Genomic DNA, 24,462 nt, shown 5'->3' on the forward strand with positions numbered 1-24,462 from the left:
AAAAGGAGATTCTCCTATGAAAATCAGAATCGATATTCCTCATCATTCTTATGATATTCAAATTGAAAAAGGCTGTCTGGTTCAGGCTGGTCAATGGTTGCGAGAACTCTGGCAACCACAAAAGGTAGTCATTGTGACAGATAACCATGTAGCTTCTCTCTATGCAGAGAAGGTCAAACTCAGTCTAGAAGATGCTGGTTTTCAAGTTGCTGTATTTGACTTTTTAGAAGGCGAAGAACGGAAAAATCTGACAACTGTTCAGAAAGTCTATGAATTTTTAGTTAAGCAGGGTTTGACTCGTAGCGATGGAATCGTGGCTCTCGGAGGTGGTGTCGTTGGGGACCTGGCTGGTTTTGTAGCCTCTACCTATATGCGGGGTATTCATTTTGTTCAGATACCGACCAGCTTGACAGCTCAGGTGGATTCGTCTATCGGCGGAAAGACAGGTGTCAACACTCCATTTGCTAAAAATATGGTGGGAACCTTTGCCCAACCAGATGGGGTTCTGATTGACCCGCTTGTCCTTGAAACGCTCGGAAAAAGAGAGTTGATTGAAGGGATGGGAGAGGTTATCAAGTATGGCCTGATTGAGGATCCAAAACTTTGGGCTCTCTTGACGGAGCTGGATGGTTCTGTGGAGAGCATTCTGGAACATGCAGAGATCTTGATTGAACATTCTTGCCAAGTTAAACGTAAGATGGTGGTTGAGGATGAGTTGGACAACGGTGTTCGTCTTTACCTCAATTTTGGCCACACTATTGGCCATGCTATTGAAGCGACTGCCGGGTATGGAAAGGTCATGCATGGTGAAGCTGTAACCATGGGAATGGTACAGATTTCCAAGGTTGCTGAAGAAAAAGGTCTCATGCCAGCTGGCATTACCCAGTCCATCACAGAAATGTGTCAGAAATTTGGCTTACCTGTTGACTATGAAAACTGGGATGTTGATAAGCTTTATCAGGCTTTGACTCATGATAAGAAAGCGCGTGGCAATACCTTGAAATTGGTCTTGGTGCCTGAGCTTGGTTCAGCGACCATTCACCCAGTATCTCTGGAGGAGATGAAAGACTACTTGGTAAAATAAGGAGAGTGTATGAGATATTTAACTGCAGGAGAATCACACGGTCCCCGTCTAACAGCTATCATTGAAGGAATTCCAGCTGGCCTTCCTTTGAAAGCCGAAGATATCAATGGGGATCTTAAACGCCGTCAGGGTGGCTACGGTCGTGGCGGTCGTATGAAGATTGAGAGTGATCAGGTTGTCTTTACTTCTGGCGTTCGCCACGGGAAGACGACAGGGGCTCCCATTACCATGGATGTCATCAATAAAGACCATCAAAAATGGCTGGATATCATGTCTGCAGAGGACATTGAAGACCGCCTTAAAAGCAAACGAAAAATCACTCATCCTCGTCCAGGTCACGCCGACTTGGTCGGGGGCATCAAGTATCGTTTTGATGATTTGCGAAATTCTTTGGAGCGCTCATCTGCCCGTGAAACAACTATGCGGGTGGCAGTAGGAGCAGTAGCTAAACGCCTCTTGGCTGAACTGGATATGGAGATTGCCAACCATGTTGTGGTCTTTGGTGGCAAGGAAATCGATGTTCCTGAGAATCTCACAGTTGCTGAGATTAAGGAACGAGCTGCCCAGTCTGAAGTTTCTATTGTCAACCAAGAAAGAGAACAAGAAATCAAGGATTATATTGACCAAATCAAACGTGACGGTGACACCATCGGTGGGGTTGTGGAGACAGTCGTTGGAGGTGTTCCAGTTGGTCTTGGTTCCTATGTCCAATGGGACAGAAAATTAGATGCCAGACTTGCCCAAGCTGTTGTCTCTATCAATGCCTTTAAAGGGGTAGAATTTGGTCTTGGATTTGAGGCTGGTTATCGTAAAGGCAGTCAAGTCATGGACGAAATTCTCTGGTCTAAAGAAGACGGCTATACTCGCCGTACCAACAATCTGGGCGGCTTTGAAGGTGGTATGACCAATGGGCAACCTATCGTTGTTCGTGGAGTTATGAAGCCTATTCCTACTCTCTACAAACCACTCATGAGTGTGGATATCGAAACCCATGAACCCTACAAGGCAACAGTCGAAAGAAGTGATCCAACTGCTCTTCCAGCTGCAGGTGTAGTTATGGAAGCTGTTGTGGCAACGGTTCTGGCACAAGAAATCCTCGAAAAATTCTCATCAGACAATCTAGAGGAATTAAAAGAAGCGGTAGCTAAACACCGAGACTATACAAAGAACTATTAAGGAGTTCCTATGGCAAAAACAATCTATATCGCAGGTCTTGGGTTAATTGGTGCCTCTATGGCCCTCGGTATCAAGCGCGATCATCCAGATTATGAAATTTTAGGTTATAATCGCAGTCAAGCCTCTAGAGATATTGCATTGAAAGAAGGCATGATTGACCGTGCAACAGATGATTTTGCCAGTTTTGCTCCTTTGGCAGATATCATTATCCTCAGCTTGCCGATTAAACAAACCATTGCTTTCATTAAGGAGTTGGCCAACTTGGACTTGAAAGAAGGTGTCATTATTTCAGATGCTGGTTCGACCAAGTCAGCCATTGTGGATGCAGCGGAAAAGTATTTGGCTGGCAAACCTGTTCGTTTTGTCGGGGCCCATCCTATGGCTGGTAGTCACAAGACAGGGGCTGCCTCTGCGGATGTCAATCTTTTTGAAAATGCTTATTATATCTTCACGCCTTCGAGCCTGACAAGTCCTGACACGCTTGAGGAAATGAAGGATCTGCTTTCAGGTCTGCATGCCCGCTTTATTGAGATTGATGCCAAGGAGCATGACCGAGTCACTTCTCAGATTAGCCATTTTCCTCATATTCTGGCTTCCAGTCTCATGGAACAGACCGCGGTCTATGCTCAAGAACATGAAATGGCAAGGCGCTTTGCGGCCGGTGGTTTTCGAGATATGACTCGAATTGCGGAAAGTGAGCCAGGTATGTGGACTTCCATTCTCTTGTCCAATCGTGAGACTATTATAGAGAGAATTGAGGATTTTAAGGAACGCTTAGATGAGGTTAGTCAGGCCATCAGCAAGGGAGATGAAGAGCAAATCTGGAACTTTTTCAACCAAGCGCGTGCGCAACGTCAGGCTATGGAAATTCATAAGCGTGGTGGTGTGGATAGCTCTTATGACCTCTATGTCGACGTTCCCGATGAAGAAGATGTCATCCTGCGGATTTTGGAACTGCTACGTGGAACTTCCTTGGTTAATATTCACATCAATGAGGAAAACCGTGAGGATATTCACGGGATTCTACAAATTTCATTTAAAAATGCTCAAGACTTGGAACGAGCTGAGCATCTCATAACAGAAAATACCGACTACACAGTCGTTGTCAAATAAGGAGAAAATCATGTCAAATATTTACGATAGTGCAAACGAACTCAGTCGCGGACTACGCGAATTACCAGAATACAAGGCTGTCAAAGCAGCCAAAGATGCGATTGCAGCAGATGCTGAGGCAAGCAAAATCTTTACAGAATATGTTGCTTTCCAAGAGGAAATTCAAAGACTAGCGCAGACAGGTCAAATGCCAGATGCTTCCTTCCAAGCTAAGATGGAAGGCTTTGGCAAGCAGATTCAGGGGAATAGCCTCTTATCAGAATTCTTTACCAAGCAACAACAATTGGCCATTTACCTTTCTGACATTGAAAAAATTGTTTTTGAACCAGTATCAGAATTGCTAAAATAAGAAAATAACTATCATAAAGTCAGGAATTTTTAAGGAATTTCTGGCTTTTTATGATAAAATAGGTAAAAGTATTGCAAGTATGAGGTCTAGTATGAAACTAAAAACAAACATTAGCTACTTACACGGCAGTATCCGAGTTCCAGGTGACAAGTCTATCAGCCACCGTTCCATTATCTTTGGAAGTTTGGCTGAGGGTGAGACCAAGGTTTATGATATTTTGCGTGGCGAGGACGTGCTCTCAACTATTCAAGTTTTTCGTGACCTTGGTGTAGAGATTGAGGATAAAGATGGGGTTATTACCATTCAAGGTGTAGGTATGGATGGTTTAAAAGCTCCGAAAAATGCCCTTGATATGGGAAATTCTGGAACCTCGATTCGCCTGATTTCAGGTGTCCTTGCTGGTTCAGACTTTGAAGTAGAAATGTTTGGAGATGACAGTCTTTCCAAACGTCCTATGGACCGTGTGACGATTCCATTGAAAAAAATGGGCGTCAGCATTTCAGGGCAAACTGAGCGAGACCTGCCTCCCCTTCACTTAAAAGGAACAAAAAATTTAACACCTATTCATTATGAGTTGCCGATAGCTTCTGCTCAAGTCAAGTCCGCCTTGATGTTTGCGGCCTTGCAGGCTCAGGGGGAGTCTGTTATTATCGAAAAAGAGTGCACTCGTAATCATACTGAAGATATGTTGCAACAATTTGGTGGTCATTTAAGTGTGGATGGCAAGAAAATCACAGTCCAAGGGCCTCAAAAACTGACTGGACAAAAGGTGGTCGTACCAGGAGATATTTCCAGTGCAGCCTTTTGGTTGGTCGCAGGTTTGATTGTTCCAAATTCTCGTGTAGTGCTGCAGAATGTGGGTATTAACGAAACGCGTACAGGTATCATTGATGTCATTCGCGCCATGGGTGGAAAATTGGAAATAACTGAAATCAATCCAGTCGCTAAATCTGCTACCTTAACTGTTGAGTCTTCTAACTTAAAAGGAACAGAGATTGGTGGCGCTTTGATTCCACGTTTAATTGATGAATTGCCCATTATTGCTCTTCTGGCTACCCAAGCACATGGTGTAACAGTTATCAAGGATGCTGAGGAGCTCAAGGTCAAGGAAACAGACCGTATTCAGGTTGTGGCAGACGCTTTAAATAGCATGGGTGCGAATATTACTCCTACAGCAGATGGAATGATTATCAAAGGAAAATCAGCCCTTCACGGTGCAAGAGTCAATACTTTTGGAGACCACCGTATCGGCATGATGACAGCTATCGCAGCTCTCTTGGTTGCAGATGGAGAAGTGGAGCTTGACCGTGCTGAAGCCATCAATACCAGCTATCCTAGCTTCTTTGATGATTTGGAGAGCTTGATTCATGGCTAAGGTATTACTAGGATTTATGGGGGCTGGTAAATCCACAATTGCTAGAGGATTGGACCCTAATTACCTTGATATGGATGCTCTGATTGAGAAACGCTTAGGTATGTCCATTGCGGAATTTTTCGCTGAAAAGGGAGAATCAGCCTTTCGTCAGATAGAGTCTGAAGTCCTAGCTGAGTTACTAAAAACGGACCAAGTTGTGTCAACTGGTGGGGGCGTGGTCATTTCTAAGCGAAATCGTGACTTACTCAAGACAAATTTTGATAACATCTACCTGAAAGCTGATTTTGAAACGCTTTATCAACGTATCGCAGCTGATAAGGACAATCAGCGTCCGCTTTTTCTAAAGAATAGCAAGGAAAAACTTGCAGCTATTTTTCAAGAAAGACAGGCTTGGTATGAGGAAGTAGCTAGTCGGGTTCTGGATGTGACCAAGCTAAGCCCAGAGGAAATTATAGAGGAACTGAGATGAAAATTGCTTATCTAGGTCCCAAGGGATCATTTTCACACCACGTAGTGCAGACAGCTTTTCCTCATGAGGAATTGCAGGCCTTTGCCAACATTACAGATGTTATTAAGGCCTATGAGCAAGGTTTGGTGGACTATTCTGTGGTGCCAGTTGAAAATTCTATCGAGGGTAGTGTTCATGAAACCTTGGACTATCTTTTTCATCAGGCTCGCATCCAAGCAGTTGCAGAAATCGTTCAGCCCATTCATCAGCAGTTGATGGTGGTTCCAGGTCATACTAAGATTGAAAAGATTTTTTCACATCCACAGGCTTTGGCTCAAGGAAAGAAATTCATCGATGAACAGTATCCAGAGGCCCAAATCGAGGTGACTGCTAGTACAGCTTATGCAGCCCGCTTTATTTCCGAACATCCAGACCAGCCTTTTGCTGCAATTGCACCTAGAAGTTCTGCTGAAGAATATGGATTGGAACTGATTGCCGAGGATATTCAGGAAATGGAAGCCAATTTCACACGTTTTTGGGTTCTGGGAGCTGAAAAGCCTAGTATGCCCTTGAAAGCACAAACTGAGAAAATGAGTTTGGCCTTGACCTTACCGGACAACCTTCCCGGTGCACTTTATAAGGCTCTGTCGACCTTTGCTTGGCGGGGAATTGACCTGACAAAAATTGAAAGTCGTCCACTCAAGACAGCACTGGGAGAATACTTTTTCATTATCGATGTGGACTATGCTGATAAGGATTTGGTCCACTTTGCCCAAAAAGAATTAGAAGCGATTGGAATCCAGTATAAAGTACTGGGGGCCTATCCTATTTATCCAATATCAGACAATGGAAAGGAGAGAAGATGAGTAAAGAAAATCCTTTAAACCATCACGAGCAGTTACGTTATGACTATCTTTTTAAGAACATTCATTACCTCAATGAGCGAGAGAAAAAAGAGTTTGCTTACCTGCAAGGTAAGTTAAATATGGCTAGCAGTAGTAAAGCTTCTCCAGAAATTCATAATGAAAATTACGATTTGGAAGAATCTTTCATGGAACCAGTCAATCAGTCTCCTCTTCCATCCTATGGAAACCGTAGCCGTGCAAAAAAATACCAGAAAAGCCATTCTCTTCCAAAGGTTAAGTCCAAGAAACGTAAGATTCGTTGGGGGCGCATTTTTGCTGGATTGCTTGCCCTTTTAGCCTGTGTCGGTTTTGGCATGATTTTTATGTTCCTAAAAGGTTATTCAAATGCTGATCCAAACAAACCTGCCAATGCTAAGGCAGCTCAAGTAGAAGTTTTTCATGGTCAAGATACCAAGGATGGGGTTAATATTTTGATTATGGGGACGGATGGACGGATTGGCCAAAATAGTGCTGAAACAAGAACGGACTCTATTATGGTCTTAAACGTTGGTGGCTCAGATAAGAAAATTAAGCTGGTCAGCTTCATGCGTGATAACTTAGTTTATATTGATGGATATAGTAAGATTATCAATGGAAAGAAACAAACAGATAACAAGTTAAATGTAGCCTATGAACTAGGGGAACAGGAAGGGCAAAAAGGGGCAGAAATGGTTCGCCAAGTATTGAAAGATAATTTTGATTTGGACATTAAGTACTATGCCTTGGTTGATTTTCAGGCCTTCGCAACCGCTATTGACACTCTCTTCCCTGATGGGGTGACGATTGATGCCAAATTCTCAACCTTAGAAGGTCAACCTTTAACCGAAGCTACGGTGGGAGATGACTTGCATGCTACAGAAACAGAGTCTCCAACCCAGACTATTAAAGTCGGAAAACAGCAGATGAATGGTTCGACCTTGCTCAATTATGCACGCTTCCGTGATGATGACGAAGGTGATTATGGTCGTACCAAGAGACAACAGCAAGTGTTGACAGCTGTTCTGCAACAGCTCAAGGATCCGACTAAACTTTTTACTGGATCAGAAGCACTTGGTAAGGTCTTTGGCATGACCTCTACGAATGTTCCTTATAGTTTCTTATTGACCAATGGTTTATCCTTCCTAGACGGAGCACAAAATGGCATTGAGAGATTAACGGTTCCAGAACTAGGTGATTGGGTAGATGATTACGATGTTTATGGAGGGCAGGCACTCTTAGTAGACCAAAATAAATATCAAACTAAACTTTCTCAAATGCGAATGAGATAAGATAAGACAGAAAAAATCAAAGTTCGAATCACCAGTAAAATAGTGGTTTGAACTTTGATTTTTCTTAGTGTCTGATGGATTTTTAAGGCTTTTTTATGGTATAATAAAACGATATAACTCGTTATTGAACAGAAGAGGAGAGACATGAGTGATTTGAAAGCAATTCAGGCACGTAGTCTGGAAATGGCTGAATATTTTGTGGCCTTTTGTAAAGAACATGATTTGCTTTGTTATCTTTGTGGTGGAGGTGCTATTGGTGCCCTTCGAAACAAGGGTTTTATTCCTTGGGATGATGATCTAGATTTTTTTATGCCCCGTAAAGATTATGAGAAATTAGCAGAATTATGGCCTCGTTATGCAGATGAACGTTACTTCTTATCAAAGAGTAATAAGGATTTTGTCGATCGTAATCTTTTTATTACCATTCGTGACAAGGAAACGACTTGTATTAAGCCTTATCAGCAGGATTTGGATTTGCCACATGGTTTGGCCTTGGATGTGTTGCCTTTGGATTATTATCCGAAAAATCCAGCTGAGCGGAAAAAACAGGTTCGCTGGGCTTTGATTTATTCTCTTTTTTGTGCGCAAACTATTCCAGAAAAACATGGCGCACTTATGAAGTGGGGAAGCCGTATTTTACTCGGTTTGACTCCAAAATCTCTCCGTTATCGTATTTGGAAAAAAGCTGAAAAAGAAATGACCAAGTACAGTCTAGCTGAGAGCGATGGAATCACGGAGTTATGCTCAGGGCCTGGCTACATGAGAAATAAGTATCCAATCGCATCTTTTGAAGATAATCTCTTCTTACCATTTGAAGAGACAGAGATGCCCATTCCAGTTGGCTACGCTGCCTATCTCAGCACTGCTTTTGGTGATTATATGACGCCTCCACCAGCAGATAAGCAGGTGCCGCATCATGATGCGATTATAGCAGACATGGATAAGAGTTATAGAGAGTACAAGGGAGAATACGGTGGCTAAGAAAAAAGTCTTATTTTTTATGTGGTCTTTTTCTCTCGGAGGCGGGGCAGAAAAGATTCTTTCGACAATTGTTTCACATCTGGATCCCGAAAAGTATGATATTGATATTCTTGAAATGGAGCATTTTGACAAGGGATACGAATCTGTTCCCAAGCATGTAGGTATTTTAAAATCCCTTCAGGATTATCGCCAAGCCAGATGGCTCCGAGCTCTTTTGTGGAGAATGAGAATTTATTTTCCAAGACTGACACGTCTATTACTTGTAAAAGATGACTATGATGTTGAAGTTTCTTTTACTATTATGAATCCTCCACTGTTGTTCTCTAAAAGAAAAGAAGTCAAGAAAATCTCTTGGATTCATGGAAGTATCGAAGAATTTCTTAAGGATAGCTCCAAAAGAGAATCACATAGACGCCAGTTGGATGCTGCGGATACCATTGTAGGAATTTCAAAAAAGACAAGCAATTCTATCAAGGAAGTCTATCCAGACTATGCTTCGAAATTACAGACGGTCTACAATGGATATGATTTTAAAAGTATTCTAGAAAAATCTCAAGAGAAGATAAATATCGAGATTGCGCCTCAAAGTATCTGTACTATCGGACGGATTGAGGAAAATAAGGGTTCTGACCGTGTGGTGGAAGTGATAAGGTTATTACATCAAGAGGGAAAAACCTATCATCTCTATTTTATCGGGGCTGGGGATATGGAAGAGGAACTGAAAAAACGCGTCAAAGAGTATGAACTTGAAGACTATGTACATTTCCTTGGTTATCAAAAAAATCCTTACCAGTATTTGTCTCAGATGAAAGTTCTCTTGTCTATGTCTAAACAAGAAGGATTTCCTGGAGTGTATGTAGAGGCCTTGAGTCTAGGACTTCCTTTTGTCTCTACGGATGTTGGAGGGGCTGAGGAATTATCTAAAGAAGGACGATTTGGGCAAATCATTGAAAGCAACCAAGAGGCAGCTCAGGCAATTATTGACTACATGACTTCTGCCTCAAACTTCGATGTCAATGAGGCTAGCCAATTTATTCAGCAATTTACAATTGCCAAACAAATCGAACAAGTAGAAAAACTATTAGAGGAGTAGCATGGAAACTGCATTAATTAGTGTCATTGTGCCAGTCTATAATGTGGCGCAGTACCTAGAAAAATCGATAGCTTCCATTCAGAAGCAGACCTATCAAAATCTGGAAATTATTCTTGTTGATGATGGTGCAACAGATGAAAGTGGTCGTTTGTGTGATGCAATAGCTGAACAAGATGATAGGGTTTCAGTGCTTCATAAAAAGAACGAAGGATTGTCGCAAGCACGAAATGATGGAATGAAGCAGGCTCAGGGGGATTATCTGATTTTTATTGACTCGGATGATTATATCCATCCAGAAATGATTCAGAGCTTATATGAGCAATTAGTTCAAGAAGATGCAGATGTTTCGAGCTGTGGTGTCATGAATGTCTATGCTAATGATGAAAGCCCACAATCAGCCAAACAGGATGACTATTTTGTCTGTGATTCCCAAACATTTCTAAGGGAATACCTCATAGGTGAAAAAATTCCTGGAACGATTTGCAATAAGCTAATCAAGAAAGAAATTGCAACTGCCCTATCCTTTCCTAAGGGATTAATATACGAAGATGCCTATTATCATTTTGATTTAATCAAGTTGGCTAAGAAGTATGTGGTTAATACTAAACCCTATTATTACTATTTCCATAGAGGGGATAGTATTACAACTAAGCCTTATGCAGAGAAGGATTTAGCCTATATTGATATCTATCAAAAGTTTTATAATGAAGTTATGAAAAACTATCCTGACTTGAAAGAGGTTGCTTTCTTTAGACTGGCTTATGCCCACTTCTTTATTCTGGATAAGATGTTGCTAGATGATCAGTATAAACAGTTTGAAGCCTATTCCCAGATTCATCGTTTTTTAAAAGGCCATGCCATTGCTATTGCTAGGAATCCTATTTTCCGTAAGGGCAGAAGAATTAGTGCTTTGGCTCTATTCCTAAATATTTCCTTATACCGATTCTTATTGCTGAAAAATATTGAAAAATCTAAAAAATTACATTAGAACGGGGGTGAGCGAGTGATTGATGGAAAACGATTGTTATTTAGTTTGACCATAGTCAGCTACGCCTTGACGCTAGTAAGTGGAATTGTGTACCTGTTTAATAATAACAATGTTAGCTTGCTTTCTACTTTATTGTTCTTACTGGTTAGTAGCTTAATTGCTTGTTGGAACGATATTAAGTATTATATCATTCATTTTATTTTCTTTTTAACCATTTTTGTCTTTTTGGTATCAAGGCCAACCATTGATTATTTTAGAGATGGTGCTTTGGATACCTATCATCCGATAGCCTATCGTTTTGCCTTTATAGTTGTCATGGTTTCGATTCTGGGCTTGACGACAGGAGGCATCCTGGCTCGTTATTTTATAGCTAGGAAGCAAATGAAAGTACACAAGATAGGAAGTTCTCTAAAAGATGTTTACATCAAGCGGTTGCGCTTTGTATCACTAGGAGTTTTTCTTCTAACCTATCCTTTCTATTTTATTCGGTTATTTGAACGCCTCTTGTATCGCTTGCAGACTTCCTACTATGCCTACTATGCAAATTTTGAAAGTAAACTGCCTTATTTTACCTACATTTTGTCTACCTTTACGGTCTATGCAATGTGTATGTATCTGGCAACCAAGCCTAAGAAATTGCAGGCAACAGCAGTGCTTGTCTCCTTTATTGCGGCTAATACCATTCATTTGGCAATCGGGACACGAAATCCCTTTATTTTAAGTATTTTATTTGCTTTTGTTTATTACTTTATGCGGGAGCAAACTGAAAAAGGAAAATGGATTGGGTTTAAAGAAAAGTTAGCGATTTTTGTAGGTTCTCCTATTCTCATGTTAGCGATGGGAATACTCAATTATGTACGGGATAATGTCCAAGTTTCCCATACAGGTTTCTGGGATATCCTGCTTGACTTTATTTATAAACAAGGAACCAGTTTTGGTGTTTTGGCTCGAGGTTTTCTATTTAACAGTAGCCTACCTTACCGAGATTTACGCAATTTTACTTTTGGGCCTGTTATTGATTATTTTGCAAGGGGGAGTTTGGGAGCCATTTTCGGAGGAAAAGCCTTTGAACATACAACCAATAGTGTGGAACTAGCTATTGATAGTAATAGTTATGCCCATAATCTATCCTATCTTGTCTTGAACAAGGAATACTTGAAAGGACATGGTATCGGAAGTAGCTATATTATGGAGTTGTATACCGACTATGGTATGATAGGAGTCTTTCTACTTAGTCTCTTACTCGGTATGTTATTCATAGCCATGCTGCAAGTAGCCTATCGCTCAAGAACAATCCTATTTGCCTTGTCTTTACTCATCTTGAATAATCTATTCTTTATGCCAAGAAGTAGCTTTTCAGAAAGTTTCTTCAATTTATTTACAATGCAATTCTGGGGAATTGTTCTTGTGATTATATTCGTAGCAAAAATGCTTACAAAAGAGAACCAGTATCTACTAAACAAAGGAGAAAAAAATCATGTTTGAACATTATTCAGTAGCTGATTTATTTGCGAATCTTTACAAAAAACGAAAAGCAAATATTCTAGCTCTCATCACTTTATTTGCTATCATTGCTGTACCATTTACAATTAAAGCAGTTAAGAATAAAAACACTGTCAAAGACACAACAAGTTATTCAACGTATATCAGCTATAAAATTACACCTCCGGAAGATTCAGCCAAAACGATTTTGAATCATCAAATTGGTGGGTATAGTGATTTCTATGGGAAATTAATTGAAGGGAATTTAAATGGAGCTTATCTTTTCAATGATGTAGAACCGAGTGAGTTGAAAAAAATTGCCAGTGAATTGGATACGACAGAGTCAACCTTGAAAAATTCTACAAGCGACTATTGGTGGAAAAAATTGACCGTCTATTATATGATTGACGATGCAGGGGTTGGTGTGAAAATTTTGACACCAAGTAAAGACGCCAATGACTTGTTAGAGAAAAAGATTGATGCACTGGTTGATAAATTTAAAAATACCTATGCAAACGTGAAAATTGAAAAATTGGAAACCATCAACTCTAAAGAATTGAACGCAAACGGTGAGACAGCGCTTGGATTAAATGTGAAGAATCTGATTCTTCGTTTAGCAATTATTGGAGTTGTCTGTGTGATTTTGGTTGTGATGGGAAATGTATTGGTTTATCTCTTTAACCCAACAATCAATAGAGCAAGTGATTTTTCTCAATATCAAATTGATTTTGTGACAGAGATTACAACAATGGCTAATCTAGCAGATGTCTTGTCATACAAAAATGCTGGTCAAGAGTTGACTATCGTTAGCTCAAATAAAGCTATCCTAGATAAATTGAAACAAAATCAAGAGGTTTTAAAAGGAATTCATTTTGTAGATTTACAGGACGTACCATCTCTTTTAGAAAGAGATACAGTCCTTCTTGTTGAAGAATACGGAGTAACTCGTTATAAGAAATTTGAGCAAAGTCTTCAAATTCTTCGAAACTTAAATCGTTCTATCCTCGGTGTAGCAACCTTTAAATTATAAGCATTCTGATATATTATGTATTAAAAGTTGGACAAGAGTTTTGCTTTTGAGGCCCTATAATGTTTGTAGCGGGTAAATCCCCTATATATATTATGGAGCCTATTTTGTTGTCTTGCTTGAAAATCGGGTAGTCACTAAGACTTCTTTAGTAAAGAAAAATTAACAAATCCTATATATTTTTAACCAAAAGAATGGTAAGAAGTTAATTGAAAAGACTTCTATGATAGATATCAATCATTAACATTCAATTTTTACAACAATCATACTGCAACTAAATAATTAACTCTCTGACAATTTTGTATTGTCAATCCCAACTGGAGTTATTTGTTTTTTATGATATAGTTTGCCTTGATTCAAGTCCAATAAATTTTATTTGAAACGCTCAAAAAGTTAGTTTTTAATCTTAAATATTGAGGGATTTGAGTTCTAAAAATGGTCAAGAATAAGTAAAAACTAGTTGTTAAAAACAAAAGGCTTATTTTAGCTAACTTTATGATATAATGAAAAACGAGGTAAATTGAATGAAAAGTATAAAATTAAATGCTCTATCTTATATGGGAATTCGTGTCTTAAATATTATTTTTCCCATCCTAACTGGAACCTATGTCGCGCGTGTCTTGGACCGTACTGACTATGGTTACTTCAACTCAGTTGACACTATTTTGTCATTTTTCTTGCCCTTTGCGACTTATGGAGTCTATAACTACGGTTTACGGGCCATCAGTAATGTCAAGGATAACAAAAAAGATCTTAATAGAACCTTCTCTAGTCTTTTTTATTTGTGCATCGCTTGTACGATTTTGACCACCGCTGTCTATATCCTTGCCTATCCCCTCTTCTTTACTGATAATCCAATCATCAAAAAAGTCTACCTTGTTATGGGGGTTCAACTCATTGCCCAGATATTTTCAATCGAATGGGTCAATGAAGCACTGGAAAATTACAGTTTTCTTTTTTACAAGACTGCCTTCATCCGTATCCTGATGCTGGTCTCTATTTTCCTGTTTGTCAAAAATGAGTACGATATTGTTGTCTATACACTTGTGATGAGTTTATCGACACTGATTAACTATCTGATCAGTTATTTTTGGATTAAAAGAGACATTAAGCTTGTTAAGATTCACCTAAGTGATTTTAAACCGCTCTTTCTCCCTCTTACGGCTATGTTGGTCTTTGCTAATGCCAACATGCTCTTCACATTTTTGGACCGTCTCTTCCTCGTTAAGACAGGGATTGATGTCAACGTTAGTTACTATACCATAGCTCAACGAATTGTGACTGTTATAGCTGGCGTTGTAACAGGAGCTATCGGAGTGAGTGTACCTCGTCTCAGTTACTATTTAGGTAAAGGAGACAAAGAAGCCTATATTTCCCTAGTTAATAGAGGTAGTCGAATCTTTAACTTCTTTATCATTCCACTGAGCTTTGGACTCATGGTTCTAGGACCAAATGCCATCCTACTTTACGGTAGTGAAAAATATATCGGAGGCGGTATCTTAACCTCCCTCTTCGCTTTTCGGACGATTATCCTGGCACTAGATACCATTCTTGGTTCACAAATTCTCTTTACAAACGGCTATGAAAAACGTATCACAGTCTATACAGTCTTCGCTGGATTACTCAATTTGGGCTTAAATAGTCTCCTCTTTTTCAACCATATTGTGGCTCCTGAATACTACTTACTAACAACTATGTTATCAGAGGCCTCTCTACTTGTATTCTATATCATTTTCATCCATAGAAAACAACTCATCCACTTAGGACATATCTTCAGCTACACTGTTCGATACTCGCTCTTTTCACTTTCTTTCGTGGGTATTTATTTCCTGATTAATTTCTTGTATCCTGTGGATATGGTCATTAATTTACCATTTTTGATTAATACTGGTTTGATTGTCTTGCTATCAGCCATCTCTTATATTGGTCTACTTGTCTTGACCAAAGATAGCATTTTCTATGAATTTTTAAACCATGCTCTAGCCTTAAAAAATAAATTCAAAAGATCGTAGGAGTTTAGAATGAAACAACTAACCATTGAAGATGCCAAACAAATTGAATTAGAAATTTTGGATTATATTGATACTCTCTGTAAAAAGCACAATATCAACTATATTATTAACTACGGTACTCTGATTGGAGCAGTTCGACATGAAGGCTTTATCCCATGGGATGACGATATTGATATATCCATGCCTCGCGAAGACTATCAACGATTTATTACTATTTTTCAAAAGGAAAAAAGCAAGTATAAGCTCCTATCCTTAGAAACAGATAAAAACTACTTTAACAACTTTATCAAAATAACCGATAGTACGACTAAAATAATCGATACTCGAAATACAAAAACCTATGATTCTGGTGTCTTTATCGATATTTTCCCTATGGATCGCTTTGATGATCCTAAGGTCATTGATACTTGTTATAAACTGGAAAGCTTCAAACTTCTGTCTTTCAGTAAACATAAAAATATTGTCTATAAAGATAGCATTATAAAAGATTGGATACGGACAACCTTTTGGTTGCTCCTTCGCCCTGTTTCTCCTCGTTATTTCGCAAATAAAATCGAGAAAGAAATTCAAAAATATAGTCGTAAGAATGGGCAGTACATGGCTTTTATCCCCTCTAAATTTAAGGAAAAGGAAGTCTTCCCAAGTGGTACCTTCGATAAAACAATCGATTTACCCTTTGAGAATTTAAACCTTCCTGCACCTGAAAAATATGATACTATTTTGACACAATTTTACGGAGATTATATGACCTTGCCACCTGAAGATAAACGCTTCTACAGTCATGAATTTCATGCCTACAAATTGGAGGATTAGGATGCAATATTTAGAAAAAGAAGAAATTAAAGAAATTCAACTAGCCCTGCTAGACTATATTGATGAGACTTGTAAGAAACATAATATTCCTTATTTTCTCAGCTATGGAACCATGCTTGGAGCAATCCGCCACAAAGGTATGATTCCCTGGGATGATGATATTGATATTTCCCTTTATCGTGAGGATTATGAGCGTTTACTGAAGATTATTGAAGAGGAAGATCATCCTCGCTATAAGGTTCTATCATACGACACTTCTTCTTGGTACTTCCATAATTTCGCATCGATTTTGGATACTTCTACTGTTATCGAAGATCATGTTAAGTACAAGCGTCATGACACCAGTCTTTTCATAGATGTCTTCCCAATTGATCGCTTTACAGATTTGAGCATTGTTGACAAGAGTTATAAGTATGTGGCCCTTCGTCAACTAGCTTATATCAAAAAATCACGAGCAGTTCACGGTGATAGCAAATTAAAAGATTTTCTTAGATTATGTAGCTGGTACGCTCTCCGATTTGTCAATCCTCGTTACTTTTACAAGAAAATTGATAAGCTAGTCAAAAATGCCGCAACCAACACTCCTCAATATGAAGGAGGAATTGGGATTGGTAAGGAAGGAATCAAAGAAGTCTTCCCAGTTGATACCTTTAAAGAACTGATTTTAACAGAGTTTGAAGGTCGTATGTTGCCAGTTCCTAAAAAGTATGATCAATTTTTAACCCAGATGTATGGAGATTATATGACACCACCATCAAAAGAAATGCAAGAGTGGTATAGTCACAGTATTAAAGCTTATCGCAAGATAGAGAAGTAGCACAGGCCGATAAGAGAGCGAATCTTTTGGCTGTTTATTTTGGAAAATCAGGACAGTACAATTCATATACAAAGCGGATATGAAAATGGGCTAAAATTATATTTTATAGAAATGATAAAGGAAAGTGTGACATACAATGAAGAATATAAAGAAAAGAAAGTTAATATTATTTAGCTTTCTCATATGTACTTTAATTATAGCTGCCAAATTATCATCAGTCGATGCGGATACCATTTCAGCAGGGGATGGTAATCGAATCCACTTTATTAATTTAAAATCTAAGTCAGGGAGTGATGCTATCCTCTTAGAAAGCAGAGGACACTTTGCTTTAATTGATATGGGTGAGGATTATGATTTCCCAGATGGAAGTAACCCACGTTATCCAGATAGGTGGGGAATAACCATGGACAATGACCAAGTTTTAGAGGATCGATTGTTCCGTCATTTGAAACAAGTTGGTGTTAAAAAGCTAGATTTTATCTTGGGCACTCATGTCCATAGTGATCACATTGGTTCTGCAGATGAAGTTCTTAAACGTTTTCCTGTTGATAGATTTTATTTAAAACGATATGCTGATGAACGTGTTACAACAAAATGGAGATTGTGGGATAACCTTTATAATTACGATAATGCTGCAAAGACTGCTACTGAACGTGGAGTAAAATTAATACAAGATATCTCAGATAAAGATAGTCATTTTACTTTAGATGACATGGATATTCAGCTGTATAACTATAAAAATGAGTATGATAGCAACGGACATCTAAAAAGGGTATTTGATGACAATTCAAACTCAATTGTAGCAGTTGTAACAGTAGCAGGTAAGAGAATCTAGCTTGGTGGAGACTTGGATAATGTTGAGGGTGCAGAAGATAAGTTGGGATCTGTAATTGGTAAGGTAGATATGCTGAAATGGAATCATCACTATGACGCTAAAATTTCTAATACTATTCCATTCTTAGACTACTTATCACCGAAGATGGTTGTACATACTTCGGTTGCAGATGCAAACCTTTCTACAACTAGAGATTATCTTAAAAGAAAAAATATTCAGGTTGTTCATGCATCTAGTCAGACAAAAGATGCAACAGTCTTTACAATAGGCGAAAAAGGATTTACGGATATTTCTGAAAGTCTACCAAATATACCTTCAGTAAATGAAAAATGGTATAAAGAAGACGGATACTGGAAGTATCGTTTATCTGATACACAAATGGCTATTGGCTGGAAGAGAATTGCTGGAGATTATTATTTCTTTAACGGGAAAGGACAGATGCAAGCTAGCAAATGGCTTCATTTGAATGACTCCCGAGAAAAGCTTGATGGTAGCTGGTATTATTTAAATAGTAGTGGTAAGATGCAAGAAGCTGGCTGGTTCAAGAAGGACGGTTTTGGGTACTATATTAGCTCTACAGGTGATTGGAAATATAATGAATTAGTGGAAATTTCTGGACAAAAATATTTATTTGATAAAGAAGGAAAAATGTTAACAGGATTGCACGAGTTTAACGGCAAAAAAATGTTCTTTGCTAATAATGGTGCTCTTCAATCTAATGGGAAACCTTCTAGTTGGAAAAAAGTGTCGGGAAATTGGTATTATTACGATGAGAATGGAGTCCCTTCACTTGGTAAAAAAATTATAAATGGAACAACTTATTTCTTTAATCAAGAAGGTGTGATGCAAACTAGATGGGCCTTTGTTGATGGTCACTGGAACTATTTTGCAAGTTCTGGAGCTATGAAAACTGGCTGGGTCAAGGATCAGGAAACTCGGTATTATCTGGATAAAGATGGCATCATGTTAACTGGTAGACAAGATATAAATGGTGTTCGTTACTATTTGAATGCTAGTGGAGCCATGCAGACTGGTTGGCAGAAACTTGAAGAGAAATGGTATTTTTATTCTGATTCTGGAATTGGTCAAACAGGCTGGCTAAAAGATCATGATATGTGGTATTATCTTGAAGCTAAGGAAGGTACTATGTTGGTTGGTCTTAATCAAGTAGATGGTAAAAATTATTACTTTAGTGCGTCTGGTGCCATGCAGACTGGCTGGAAATGGTTTGATAATCATTACCGTTACTTTGAATCAAATGGAGCCATGAAAACTGGTTGGATAAAAGACAAAGGCGTCTGGTATTATCTAAATCCTGAAGATGGTATTATGTTGGTTGGCCTTCATAAAGTTAATGGTGATCAATATTACTTTGATTCAACAGGAGCAATGCAAACTGGCTGGAAACAGCTTGATGGCAATTGGTACTATTTCCAAGCAGATGGTTCCTTGTTGAAAAATTCTACCACACCTGATGGTTATAAAGTTAATGAAGAAGGTGTATGGAAACAAGTAGTTACTGTTGATAAGCGGCAAAATCATTCTACAAACAAACAGGAAACGTCTACTTTGACTGATAAATCAGAAAATATGAATAAGGAAGATAAACAAAAAAAACAAAAAGAGGACTCAATTATAGAGTCAAGTAGTTCCGACAAGAAAGAAAAGGAATAATGAAAAAATCCCCTGCTAGTAGAATAGTCTATTAGCAGGGGATTCTTTAGATTTTTATAAGATTTGTAGTCTTTCTTACCGAGATAGTAACCGAGACGTGGAATACTAACGTTGATAGCTCCACTTAGTACATTAGCAATCAACATAACAATGTTCAAAGCGATAGTATAATAAGAAATATAGTTTTCATCAGGTCCCTTGGTGATAAACATTCTATCAAGCAAAGTATAGAGCATGTTGGCGTTCGCTAGGAGAAGCATAGTCAAGAGAGGTTTAGATGCTTTGATTAATTTAACAAGACCAATTTTGACAAAGGAAAGTTCTCTCTTGATCCAAAGAAAACTGAGCAGGTAGTTTAGGATAGTTGTTGCACTCATGATGAAGGCATAGTTTTCATAAGCCTCGTTCATCCACTCGATATAAAGGAATTGGAAGAGAGCCTGGACACCAAGTATGTAGTAGAGTTCTTTTAAATTTTCAATACTATTATCTAGGTAAATAAACAAAAAGTAGATACTTGTTGTAAGGACAGAAGTAATTACAGATATATAGAATAACTTGGAGAAGACATAATTAATCTTATCTTTATCGTCCTTAACCTTACTGATAGCACGAATCCCGTAGTTGTATATTCCAAAGGCTGCTAGTGGAATGACAAAGCTAGCCCAGGTATTGGCGGTATTGAAATAACCGTAGTTGGATTTGCTGAGAATCCGTGTCAGATAAGGATTGGTTATCAGTGGAAAAACGATATTGAGAACATTGACTAGTAAGCTAGCCAGTGCACTAACTTTTATATTTTTCATTGTGCTTTCTTTCTTGTATTGTAAAATGGTCTCTAGTATTATATTACATTCTCGCTTCATTCTTTTGATAAAATCGTAAAAATCTAGTATAATAGATAGAACTGAAAGTATGAGGTTACTAGCAATGAAAATGAAACAAATTAGTGATACAACTTTAAAAATCACGATGTCTTTAGAGGATTTGATGGATCGTGGCATGGAGATTGCTGACTTTCTCGTTCCTCAAGAAAAAACAGAAGAATTCTTTTACGCTATCTTAGATGAGTTAGAGATGCCTGAGAGCTTTTTGGATACAGGTATGTTGAGCTTCCGTGTGACTCCAAAACCGGATAAGGTCGATGTCTTTGTAACCAAATCAAAGATTGACCAAAATCTAGATTTTGAAGATTTATCGGATTTACCAGATATGGAAGAATTGGCTCAAATGTCGCCAGATGAATTTATCAAAACCTTGGAAAAAAGCATCGCAGACAAAACCAAGGATGATATCGAAGCGATTCAATCTCTAGAGCAGGTTGAAGCCAAGGAAGAAGAGCAGGAGCAGGCTGAACAAGAAGCTGAAAGCAAGAAAGAGCCTTACATCTACTACATTCTTTCTTTTGCTAAGTTGGCTGACTTGGTAGCTTTTGCCAAGACGGTGACTTTTGAGATGGAAACTTCTGAACTCTACAAGATGAATGAGCGCTATTATTTGACCATTTTAGTGGATATTGAAAATCATCCAAGTCCATATCCAGCTTGGCTCTTGGCCCGTATGCGCGAATTTGCAGATGATAGTGACATCAGTCGTTCAGTCTTGCAGGAGTATGGCCAAGTCTTGATGAATCATGATGCAGTGCTCAATCTGCAAAAGATTGGATAATCATTTTTGGAAAGCTATTTCCAGATTTAAATAAGAGCGAATCATCTGATTCGTTTTTTCTTTTTTAGACTGAAATAGTGATTTACTATAATAGGAATTTTCACAAAATTCTGTTATAATGGCTATATTAGAAAATTTCGAGGAGATAAACATGACAGTTAAAATTGCTTTACTAGGATTTGGTACCGTTGCAAGTGGTGTGCCTTTCCTCCTAAAGGAAAATGGAGAAAAAATCAATCAATCAGCACATTCAGATATTGAAGTTGCTAAGGTATTGGTCAAGGATGAAGATGAAAAGATCCGCTTGCTTGCAGCAGGGAATGACTTTAACTTTGTAACCAATGTGGATGACATTTTATCAGACCAAGATATTACGATTGTAGTGGAATTGATGGGGCGTATCGAACCTGCTAAGACCTTTATCACTCGTGCCTTGGAAGCTGGGAAACACGTTGTCACTGCCAATAAGGACCTTTTGGCTGTCCACGGTGCAGAATTGTTAGAAATCGCTAAAGCTAATAAGGTAGCACTTTACTACGAAGCAGCAGTAGCTGGTGGTATTCCAATTCTTCGTACGTTGGCAAATTCATTAGCTTCTGATAAAATCACGCGCGTGCTTGGAGTAGTCAACGGAACTTCCAACTTTATGATGACCAAGATGGTGGAAGAGGGCTGGTCTTATGATGATGCTCTTGCGGAAGCGCAACGTCTAGGATTTGCAGAAAGCGATCCGACGAATGACGTAGATGGGATTGATGCAGCCTACAAGATGGTTATTTTGAGCCAATTTGCCTTTGGCATGAAGGTTGCATTTGACGATGTAGCCCACAAGGGGATCCGCAATATCACACCAGAAGATGTGGCTGTAGCCCAAGACCTTGGTTATGTAGTGAAATTGGTTGGTTCTATCGAGGAAACTCCTTCAGGTATTGCTGCAGAAGTAACACCAACCTTCCTTCCTAAAGCGCACCCACTTGCTAGTGTGAATGGGGTAATGAACGCCGTCTTTGTAGAATCTATCGGTATTGGTGAGTCTATGTACTATGGACCAGGTGCTGGTCAAAAACCAACTGCAACAAGTGTTGTAGCCGATATTGTCCGTATCGTTCGTCGCTTGAATGATGGAACCATTGGCAAAGACTTCAACGAATACAGTCGTGACTTGGTCTTGGCAAATCCAGAAGATGTCAAAGCAAACTACTATTTCTCAATCTTGGCTCCAGACTCAAAAGGTCAGGTCTTGAAACTTGCTGAAATCTTCAATGCCCAAGATATTTCCTTCAAGCAAATTCTTCAAGATGGAAAAGAGGGTGACAAGGCGCGTGTTGTGATCATCACACACAAGATTAATAAAGCCCAGCTTGAAAATGTCTCAGCTGAATTGAAGAAGGTTTCAGAATTCGACCTCTTGAATACCTTCAAGGTGCTAGGAGAATAAGATGAAAATTATTGTACCTGCAACCAGTGCCAATATCGGGCCAGGCTTTGACTCGGTCGGTGTAGCTGTAACCAAGTATCTTCAAATCGAGATCTGCGAAGAACGAGATGAGTGGTTGATTGAACACCAGATTGGCAAATGGATTCCACATGACGAGCGTAATCTCTTGCTCAAAATCGCTTTGCAAATTGTACCGGACTTACAGCCAAGACGTTTGAAAATGACCAGTGATGTTCCCTTGGCGCGTGGTTTGGGTTCTTCTAGCTCGGTTATCGTTGCTGGGATTGAACTCGCCAACCAACTGGGTCAGCTCAACTTGTCAGATAATGAAAAATTGCAGTTGGCAACCAAGATTGAAGGACATCCTGACAATGTGGCTCCAGCTATCTATGGTAATCTTGTTATTGCAAGCTCTGTTGATGGACAAGTTTCTGCTATTGTAGCAGACTTTCCAGAGTGTGATTTCCTAGCCTACATTCCAAACTATGAATTGCGTACTCGAGACAGCCGTGGTGTATTGCCTAAGAAATTGTCTTACAAGGAAGCTGTTGCTGCCAGTTCTATCGCCAATGTGGCGGTTGCGGCCTTGTTGGCAGGAGACATGGTGACCGCTGGGCAAGCAATCGAGGGAGACCTATTCCACGAGCGCTATCGTCAGGACTTGGTGAGAGAATTTGCAACCATTAAGCAAGTAGCCAAAGAGAATGGTGCCTATGCAACCTATCTCTCTGGTGCAGGGCCAACAGTTATGGTCTTGGCTTCTCATGACAAGATGCCAAGGATTAAGGCAGAATTGGAAAAGCAACCTTTCAAAGGAAAACTGCATGACTTGAAAGTTGATACCCAAGGTGTCCGTGTCGAAGCAAAATAAAGAATAGATGATAGGATGGGGAAACTCTTGACTAGAGGGCTTCCTATCCTTTTTTTGAAAAGAAGTCTAGTTAAAAACTTGATAAAGGAGAAACAAAGATGGCAGAAATTTATCTAGCAGGTGGTTGTTTTTGGGGCCTAGAGGAATATTTTTCACGAATTTCTGGAGTATTAGCAACCAGTGTTGGCTACGCTAATGGTCAAGTCGAAACGACCAATTACCAATTGCTCAAGGAAACAGACCATGCAGAAACGGTTCAAGTGATTTACGATGAGAAGGCAGTCTCACTCAGAGAGATTTTGCTCTATTATTTCCGAGTCATCGACCCCTTGTCTGTTAACCAGCAGGGAAATGACCGCGGTCGTCAATATCGAACTGGGATTTATTACCAAGATGATGCAGACTTGCCAGCTATCTACACAGTGGTGCAGGAGCAGGAACGCATGCTAGGTCGAAAGATTGCAGTAGAAGTGGAGAAACTTCGTCACTATATTCTGGCTGAAGATTACCACCAAGACTATCTTAAGAAGAATCCTTCAGGTTACTGTCATATTGATGTGAGCGATGCTGAGAAACCTTTGATTGATGCCTCTAACTATGAAAAGCCTAGTCAAGAGGTGTTAAAGGAAAGTTTAACTGAAGAGTCCTATCGTGTTACCCAAGAAGCTGCTACAGAGGCTCCATTTACTAATGCCTATGACCAAACTTTTGAAGAGGGCATTTATGTAGATATTACGACGGGTGAGCCACTCTTTTTTGCTAAGGATAAATTTGCCTCAGGATGTGGTTGGCCAAGTTTTAGCCGTCCGATTTCTAAGGAATTGATTCATTATTACAAGGATCTCAGCCATGGAATGGAGCGAATAGAAGTTCGTTCCCGGTCAGGCAATGCTCACTTGGGGCATGTTTTCACAGATGGGCCTCGAGAGTTAGGTGGTCTCCGTTACTGTATCAATTCTGCTTCCTTGCGCTTTGTGGCCAAGGATGAGATGGAAGAGGCAGGATATGGCTATTTATTGCCTTACTTAAACAAATAAAACAGAGA

The 24,462-nt window shown here is 39.2% G+C and carries 20 protein-coding genes and 2 pseudogenes; 21 read left to right on the plus strand and 1 reads right to left on the minus strand.

Features of this window, described 5'->3' with window-relative positions; all coding sequences use genetic code 11:
• The first annotated feature begins 16 nt into the window (after positions 1-16).
• From aroB to N5909_RS00705, 17 genes and pseudogenes are all read left to right on the plus strand, one after another.
• Positions 17-1,084: a 3-dehydroquinate synthase gene (gene aroB, locus N5909_RS00625; RefSeq protein WP_033681628.1), complete on the plus strand. Its 1,068-nt coding sequence runs from the start codon at positions 17-19 to the stop codon at positions 1,082-1,084.
• Positions 1,085-1,093: 9 nt separating this feature from the next.
• Positions 1,094-2,260, plus strand: a complete 1,167-nt coding sequence (aroC, locus tag N5909_RS00630; protein ID WP_033681629.1) for a chorismate synthase — start codon at positions 1,094-1,096, stop codon at positions 2,258-2,260.
• 9 nt (positions 2,261-2,269) lie between these two features.
• Positions 2,270-3,373, plus strand: a complete 1,104-nt coding sequence (locus N5909_RS00635) for a prephenate dehydrogenase (RefSeq protein ID WP_033681630.1) — start codon at positions 2,270-2,272, stop codon at positions 3,371-3,373.
• 10 nt (positions 3,374-3,383) lie between these two features.
• Positions 3,384-3,722: a YlbF/YmcA family competence regulator gene (locus tag N5909_RS00640; RefSeq protein ID WP_000065969.1), complete on the plus strand. Its 339-nt coding sequence runs from the start codon at positions 3,384-3,386 to the stop codon at positions 3,720-3,722.
• A gap of 91 nt (positions 3,723-3,813) precedes the next feature.
• Complete coding sequence (aroA, locus tag N5909_RS00645) at positions 3,814-5,097, plus strand: 3-phosphoshikimate 1-carboxyvinyltransferase (RefSeq protein ID WP_271630649.1); 1,284 nt, start codon at positions 3,814-3,816, stop codon at positions 5,095-5,097.
• Positions 5,090-5,566, plus strand: coding sequence for a shikimate kinase (locus N5909_RS00650; RefSeq protein WP_261445561.1), 477 nt, complete (start codon positions 5,090-5,092; stop codon positions 5,564-5,566). Before aroA ends, N5909_RS00650 begins: the two co-directional genes overlap by 8 nt.
• Positions 5,563-6,411: a prephenate dehydratase gene (gene pheA / locus N5909_RS00655; RefSeq protein WP_271630650.1), complete on the plus strand. Its 849-nt coding sequence runs from the start codon at positions 5,563-5,565 to the stop codon at positions 6,409-6,411. The genes N5909_RS00650 and pheA overlap by 4 nt, the downstream gene beginning before the upstream one ends.
• On the plus strand, positions 6,408-7,718 hold the full coding sequence (locus N5909_RS00660) for an LCP family protein (RefSeq protein ID WP_271630652.1): 1,311 nt from the start codon (positions 6,408-6,410) through the stop codon (positions 7,716-7,718). The genes pheA and N5909_RS00660 overlap by 4 nt, the downstream gene beginning before the upstream one ends.
• A 144-nt stretch (positions 7,719-7,862) precedes the next feature.
• Positions 7,863-8,699: a LicD family protein gene (locus N5909_RS00665; protein ID WP_271630653.1), complete on the plus strand. Its 837-nt coding sequence runs from the start codon at positions 7,863-7,865 to the stop codon at positions 8,697-8,699.
• Positions 8,692-9,792: a glycosyltransferase gene (locus N5909_RS00670; protein ID WP_033681636.1), complete on the plus strand. Its 1,101-nt coding sequence runs from the start codon at positions 8,692-8,694 to the stop codon at positions 9,790-9,792. Before N5909_RS00665 ends, N5909_RS00670 begins: the two co-directional genes overlap by 8 nt.
• A gap of 1 nt (position 9,793) precedes the next feature.
• Positions 9,794-10,780 carry a glycosyltransferase family 2 protein gene (locus N5909_RS00675; protein WP_033681637.1) on the plus strand — a complete coding sequence of 329 codons (987 nt, stop codon included), beginning with the start codon at positions 9,794-9,796 and terminating at the stop codon, positions 10,778-10,780.
• 15 nt (positions 10,781-10,795) lie between these two features.
• Positions 10,796-12,265 carry an O-antigen polysaccharide polymerase Wzy family protein gene (locus N5909_RS00680; RefSeq protein WP_033681638.1) on the plus strand — a complete coding sequence of 490 codons (1,470 nt, stop codon included), beginning with the start codon at positions 10,796-10,798 and terminating at the stop codon, positions 12,263-12,265.
• A complete protein-coding gene (locus tag N5909_RS00685) occupies positions 12,258-13,292 on the plus strand; it encodes a hypothetical protein (protein ID WP_033681639.1) in 1,035 nt (344 codons plus the stop codon). The genes N5909_RS00680 and N5909_RS00685 overlap by 8 nt, the downstream gene beginning before the upstream one ends.
• 521 nt (positions 13,293-13,813) lie before the next feature.
• The gene (gene tacF, locus N5909_RS00690) at positions 13,814-15,301 is read left to right on the plus strand and encodes a type IV teichoic acid flippase TacF (protein WP_033681640.1); all 1,488 of its coding nucleotides are present in this window, start codon (positions 13,814-13,816) and stop codon (positions 15,299-15,301) included.
• A 9-nt stretch (positions 15,302-15,310) separates the two neighbouring features.
• Positions 15,311-16,114 (plus strand): LicD family protein, encoded by an 804-nt coding sequence (locus N5909_RS00695; RefSeq protein ID WP_033681641.1) that lies wholly within the window; start codon positions 15,311-15,313, stop codon positions 16,112-16,114.
• A gap of 1 nt (position 16,115) precedes the next feature.
• Positions 16,116-16,931 carry a LicD family protein gene (locus N5909_RS00700; protein WP_033681642.1) on the plus strand — a complete coding sequence of 272 codons (816 nt, stop codon included), beginning with the start codon at positions 16,116-16,118 and terminating at the stop codon, positions 16,929-16,931.
• Positions 16,932-17,067: 136 nt separating this feature from the next.
• Positions 17,068-19,440: pseudogene (locus N5909_RS00705) on the plus strand (MBL fold metallo-hydrolase).
• Positions 19,441-19,481: 41 nt separating this feature from the next.
• On the opposite strand, the pseudogene N5909_RS00710 reads toward N5909_RS00705, so the two are convergent.
• Positions 19,482-20,246, minus strand: a pseudogene (locus N5909_RS00710) (lipopolysaccharide biosynthesis protein); the annotation flags it as partial.
• A 124-nt stretch (positions 20,247-20,370) separates the two neighbouring features.
• Between N5909_RS00710 and mecA the strand changes: the two are divergent.
• The 4 genes from mecA to msrB all read left to right on the plus strand — a co-directional run bounded on the left by mecA (position 20,371) and on the right by msrB (position 24,454).
• Positions 20,371-21,108 (plus strand): adaptor protein MecA, encoded by a 738-nt coding sequence (gene mecA, locus N5909_RS00715; RefSeq protein WP_045606088.1) that lies wholly within the window; start codon positions 20,371-20,373, stop codon positions 21,106-21,108.
• A gap of 151 nt (positions 21,109-21,259) precedes the next feature.
• Positions 21,260-22,546: a homoserine dehydrogenase gene (locus N5909_RS00720; protein WP_033681643.1), complete on the plus strand. Its 1,287-nt coding sequence runs from the start codon at positions 21,260-21,262 to the stop codon at positions 22,544-22,546.
• Position 22,547: 1 nt separating this feature from the next.
• Complete coding sequence (gene thrB, locus N5909_RS00725; protein ID WP_033681644.1) at positions 22,548-23,417, plus strand: homoserine kinase; 870 nt, start codon at positions 22,548-22,550, stop codon at positions 23,415-23,417.
• 98 nt (positions 23,418-23,515) lie between these two features.
• A complete protein-coding gene (msrB, locus tag N5909_RS00730; RefSeq protein WP_033681645.1) occupies positions 23,516-24,454 on the plus strand; it encodes a peptide-methionine (R)-S-oxide reductase MsrB in 939 nt (312 codons plus the stop codon).
• Positions 24,455-24,462 lie beyond the last annotated feature (8 nt).

Source organism: Streptococcus gwangjuensis, assembly GCF_028156745.1.
Lineage (GTDB): Bacteria > Bacillota > Bacilli > Lactobacillales > Streptococcaceae > Streptococcus > Streptococcus gwangjuense_A.

Excerpts from the sequence above, each read along its gene's own strand:
- aroA (WP_271630649.1), top strand. The coding sequence starts at position 3,814 with ATGAAACTAAAAACAAACATTAGCTACTTACACGGCAGTATCCGAGTT.
- N5909_RS00650 (WP_261445561.1), top strand. The coding sequence starts at position 5,090 with ATGGCTAAGGTATTACTAGGATTTATGGGGGCTGGTAAATCCACAATT.
- N5909_RS00675 (WP_033681637.1), top strand. The coding sequence starts at position 9,794 with ATGGAAACTGCATTAATTAGTGTCATTGTGCCAGTCTATAATGTGGCG.
- tacF (WP_033681640.1), top strand. The coding sequence starts at position 13,814 with ATGAAAAGTATAAAATTAAATGCTCTATCTTATATGGGAATTCGTGTC.
- msrB (WP_033681645.1), top strand. The coding sequence starts at position 23,516 with ATGGCAGAAATTTATCTAGCAGGTGGTTGTTTTTGGGGCCTAGAGGAA.
- thrB (WP_033681644.1), top strand. The coding sequence starts at position 22,548 with ATGAAAATTATTGTACCTGCAACCAGTGCCAATATCGGGCCAGGCTTT.
- aroB (WP_033681628.1), top strand. The coding sequence starts at position 17 with ATGAAAATCAGAATCGATATTCCTCATCATTCTTATGATATTCAAATT.
- N5909_RS00700 (WP_033681642.1), top strand. The coding sequence starts at position 16,116 with ATGCAATATTTAGAAAAAGAAGAAATTAAAGAAATTCAACTAGCCCTG.
- pheA (WP_271630650.1), top strand. The coding sequence starts at position 5,563 with ATGAAAATTGCTTATCTAGGTCCCAAGGGATCATTTTCACACCACGTA.
- N5909_RS00640 (WP_000065969.1), top strand. The coding sequence starts at position 3,384 with ATGTCAAATATTTACGATAGTGCAAACGAACTCAGTCGCGGACTACGC.
- N5909_RS00660 (WP_271630652.1), top strand. The coding sequence starts at position 6,408 with ATGAGTAAAGAAAATCCTTTAAACCATCACGAGCAGTTACGTTATGAC.
- mecA (WP_045606088.1), top strand. The coding sequence starts at position 20,371 with ATGAAAATGAAACAAATTAGTGATACAACTTTAAAAATCACGATGTCT.
- aroC (WP_033681629.1), top strand. The coding sequence starts at position 1,094 with ATGAGATATTTAACTGCAGGAGAATCACACGGTCCCCGTCTAACAGCT.
- N5909_RS00665 (WP_271630653.1), top strand. The coding sequence starts at position 7,863 with ATGAGTGATTTGAAAGCAATTCAGGCACGTAGTCTGGAAATGGCTGAA.
- N5909_RS00695 (WP_033681641.1), top strand. The coding sequence starts at position 15,311 with ATGAAACAACTAACCATTGAAGATGCCAAACAAATTGAATTAGAAATT.
- N5909_RS00720 (WP_033681643.1), top strand. The coding sequence starts at position 21,260 with ATGACAGTTAAAATTGCTTTACTAGGATTTGGTACCGTTGCAAGTGGT.
- N5909_RS00685 (WP_033681639.1), top strand. The coding sequence starts at position 12,258 with ATGTTTGAACATTATTCAGTAGCTGATTTATTTGCGAATCTTTACAAA.
- N5909_RS00635 (WP_033681630.1), top strand. The coding sequence starts at position 2,270 with ATGGCAAAAACAATCTATATCGCAGGTCTTGGGTTAATTGGTGCCTCT.